We start from the raw sequence: 3,308 nt of genomic DNA on the forward strand, positions 1-3,308 counted from the left end.
GTCGGCCAGCCGGCGGCCGGTCGGCGCCCGACTGCCAGCCGTCGGCGGGCTGCCGCGGGTGCCACTCGTCGCCGGGCTGATCGGTGTCGTCGCCGAACAGGTAGGCGTCGTCGCCGAACAGGTAGGCCGAGCGGGGCTCCGGGCGGTCGTGCAGCCAGGCCGGCTCGTCGGTCGGCCGCTCGGCGCGCCGGGGGGCGCCGTTCGGGTCCATCGGGTCGGTCCAGCCGTGCACGACTATGCCTCCAGTTGTCGGTGGTGAGCCGGGCTGACGCTACGGCGAGCCCGCGACCTGCGGCAACGCGGCTAAGAAAGAGTTAAGGGGAAGTCGGACACGAGGGTGCGGACTTCTGCCGATCCGGGCGTACAGTAAAGGCGTCCGGACAGAGCGTGTCCGTGCCTTGCGGCAGCCCCCCGACAAGTGGACAGGTCGACGTGGAGATGATCTACGGCCTGCGAGAACTTGACGAAGGAGGGGTTTGCGGCTCAATATATAGGTGTCGCCAGTCGCGCCCGGTCATGCCCAGATACAGCCTGGAATGACAGCCGCGTACAAATGGGCGCGCGTTGGCCGGCCTTTCCGGCAGCGCATATCAAGGAGTCAGCATGGCGAAGGCCCTCTACGGCCACGTAGGTGCAGCGCCCGATCGGCGTCTGCTCGACGAGGTCACCCGACTGCGTGCCAGGGTTCAGGCACTGGAGTTCGAGATCACGCGTCTGCGTGCCGACAACGATCGGCTCGCGGCGGCTGCGGCGGAGGCGGACGATCTGCTCCGTCTGGCCGAGCCGGCGCTGACCTGATCTCCACATCGAAGAACTGAATCGCACCACCGCAAAAATGCGCGCCGACACCTCTGTGCCGGCGCGCAACACTGTCCGGCGCCTTTCGTCGGACCATTCATGATCTTGCCGTGGTCGGCTGCGGGGAACCGCGCCCGCAGTTCCGGAAAGCCCGCCACCGGATAAGGCGATCATGAAAAGCTGTTGTCTTTTCCGCGGCCCACGCAACAACAGCGCGCCCTCGGTCGGCGCGGCCCGGGGCGGGTCGCGTGCCGGCCCGGTCCCACCGTCGGGTTAGTCTGCGAGTTCACCCAGGTCCCCGCAGCCGGCGACGGTACGGCGGCCACCGGACGAGGATCGAGTAGGTGTATCTCAAGAGCCTGACGGTGAAGGGGTTCAAGTCCTTCGCCTCCGCCACGACGTTGAAGCTGGAGCCCGGGATCACCTGCGTGGTGGGCCCGAACGGCTCGGGCAAGTCAAACGTCGTCGACGCCATCGCCTGGGTCCTCGGCGAGCAGGGCGCCAAGGCCCTGCGCGGCGGCAAGATGGAGGACGTCATCTTCGCCGGCACCGCCGGCCGGGCACCGTTGGGTCGCGCCGAGGTCACCCTCACCATCGACAACACCGACGGCGCGCTGCCGATCGAGTACACCGAGGTCTCCATCACTCGCCGGATGTTCCGCTCCGGCGAGAGCGAGTACGAGATCAACGGCGACTCCTGCCGGTTGCTCGACATCCAGGAGCTGCTGTCCGACTCGGGCATCGGCCGGGAGATGCACATCATCGTCGGGCAGGGTCGCTCGACGGCATGCTGCACGCCAAGCCGGAGGACCGCCGGGCGTTCATCGAGGAGGCGGCCGGCGTCCTCAAGCACCGTAAGCGCAAGGAAAAGGCGCTGCGCAAGCTCGACGCGATGCAAGTGAATCTCAACCGCTTGGCCGACCTGACTACTGAGCTGCGCCGCCAGCTCAAGCCACTGGGCCGGCAGGCCGAGGTGGCCCGGCGGGCCGCCGCCATCCAGGCAAATCTGCGCGACGCTCGGCTACGCCTGCTCGCCGACGACCTGGCCACCCTGCGCACCACCCTCGACCGGGAGATCGCCGACGAGACCGCGCTGCGCGAGCGGCGCGAGCAGATCGAGGGTGAGCACGCCGAGGTGCAGGGCCGGCTCGGCGAGTTGGAGGCCGCCCTCGCCGAGGACGCGCCGCTGCTCGCCGCCGCACAGGACACCTGGTACAAGTTGTCCGCCCTGCAGGAACGCTTCCGCTCGATCGAGCAGTTGGCCCGGGAGCGGCTGCGGCACCTGAGCACCACCGGCGACGACGAACGGCCCGGCCGGGATCCGGACCAGCTGGAAGCCGAGGCCGAACGCGTCCGCGAGCAGGAGGAGGAGCTGCGCGCGGCGCTCACCGATGACCAGATCCGGCTGGCTGAGGCGGTCGAGCACCGCCAGGAGCTGGAGCGGCAGCTCGCCGCCGCCGAGCGAGAGCTGGTCGCCGCGGCCAAGGCCATCGCCGACCGGCGGGAGGGAATGGCCCGGCTCACCGGCCAGGTCAACTCGGCCCGGGCCCGGACCACCAGCGCCGGTGAGGAGATCGAACGGCTCGCCGTCGCGCACGCCGACGCGCTGAGCCGCGCCGAGCAGGCGCAGGCCGAGCTGGACGCGGTCGCCGCCCAGTCCACCGAGGCCGACCGGGACAACGCCGACCTGGACGCCCGGCACGCCGAGGCGGTCGCCGTCCAGGAGCGCGCGCAGGCCGGCGTCCGGTCGCTGGCCGACGCCGAGCGGGCGGCCGAGAAGGACGCCGCCACCTGGAAGGCCCGGGAGGAGGCGCTCGCCCTCGGGCTACGGCGCAAGGACGGGGCCGGCGCGCTGCTCGCCCGTGCCGGGGACGTACCCGGCCTGCTCGGCAGCCTCGCCGGGTTGCTCACCGTCGCGCCGGGTCACGAGGCCGCGTTGGCCGCCGCGCTCGACGGCCTCGCCGACGCGGTCGCCGTCAGCGGTGTGGACGAGGCCGTCGAGGCGATGCGGCTGCTGAAGATCTCCGACGCCGGCCGGGCCGGCCTGCTGGTCGGCAGCCCGGCGGGGCCCGGCATGACCGGCTCTGCCGACGCCCTGCGCCCGAAGCTGCCCGACGAGGCCCGATGGGCCCCCGACCTGGTGGAGTGCGCCGCCGAGCTTCGTCCGGCGGTGCACCGGGCGCTGCGTGACGTGGCGCTTGTCGACGATCTCGCCGCCGCGGCCGAACTGGTCGCCAGCAACCCCGAGTTGCGGGCGGTCACCCCGGACGGTGACGTGGTCGGGGCGTACGCGGCGGCCGGCGGGTCGGCCAAGGCGCCCAGCTACATCGAGGTGCAGGCGGCCGTCGAGGAGGCCCGCGCGAACCGGCTCACCGCCGAACGCGTCGGCGCGGAGCTGCGCGACCAGCTCGTAGCGGCCCGCGCCGAGGTGGCCGCCGCCAAGGAGGCCGTGCAGCACGCCGCCGCCGAGAAGCGCGAGGCGGAGAGCCACCGCACGCCGCCGCCCGCCG

At 72.0% G+C, this 3,308-nt stretch carries 1 protein-coding gene and 2 pseudogenes; 2 read left to right on the forward strand and 1 reads right to left on the reverse strand.

All coding sequences use genetic code 11. The features are described from left to right. Positions 1 to 232: pseudogene (locus tag JM949_RS34775) on the reverse strand (CAP domain-containing protein); the annotation flags it as partial. A 371-nt stretch (positions 233 to 603) separates the two neighbouring features. Between JM949_RS34775 and JM949_RS34780 the strand changes: the two are divergent. Both JM949_RS34780 and smc read left to right on the forward strand, forming a co-directional pair. Further along, complete coding sequence (locus JM949_RS34780; RefSeq protein WP_007456482.1) at positions 604 to 798, forward strand: hypothetical protein; 195 nt, start codon at positions 604 to 606, stop codon at positions 796 to 798. A 344-nt stretch (positions 799 to 1,142) separates the two neighbouring features. Beyond that, positions 1,143 to 3,308: pseudogene (smc, locus tag JM949_RS34785) on the forward strand (chromosome segregation protein SMC); the annotation flags it as partial.

It is taken from the genome of Micromonospora tarensis (assembly GCF_016803395.1).
GTDB classification, from domain to species: domain Bacteria; phylum Actinomycetota; class Actinomycetes; order Mycobacteriales; family Micromonosporaceae; genus Micromonospora; species Micromonospora tarensis.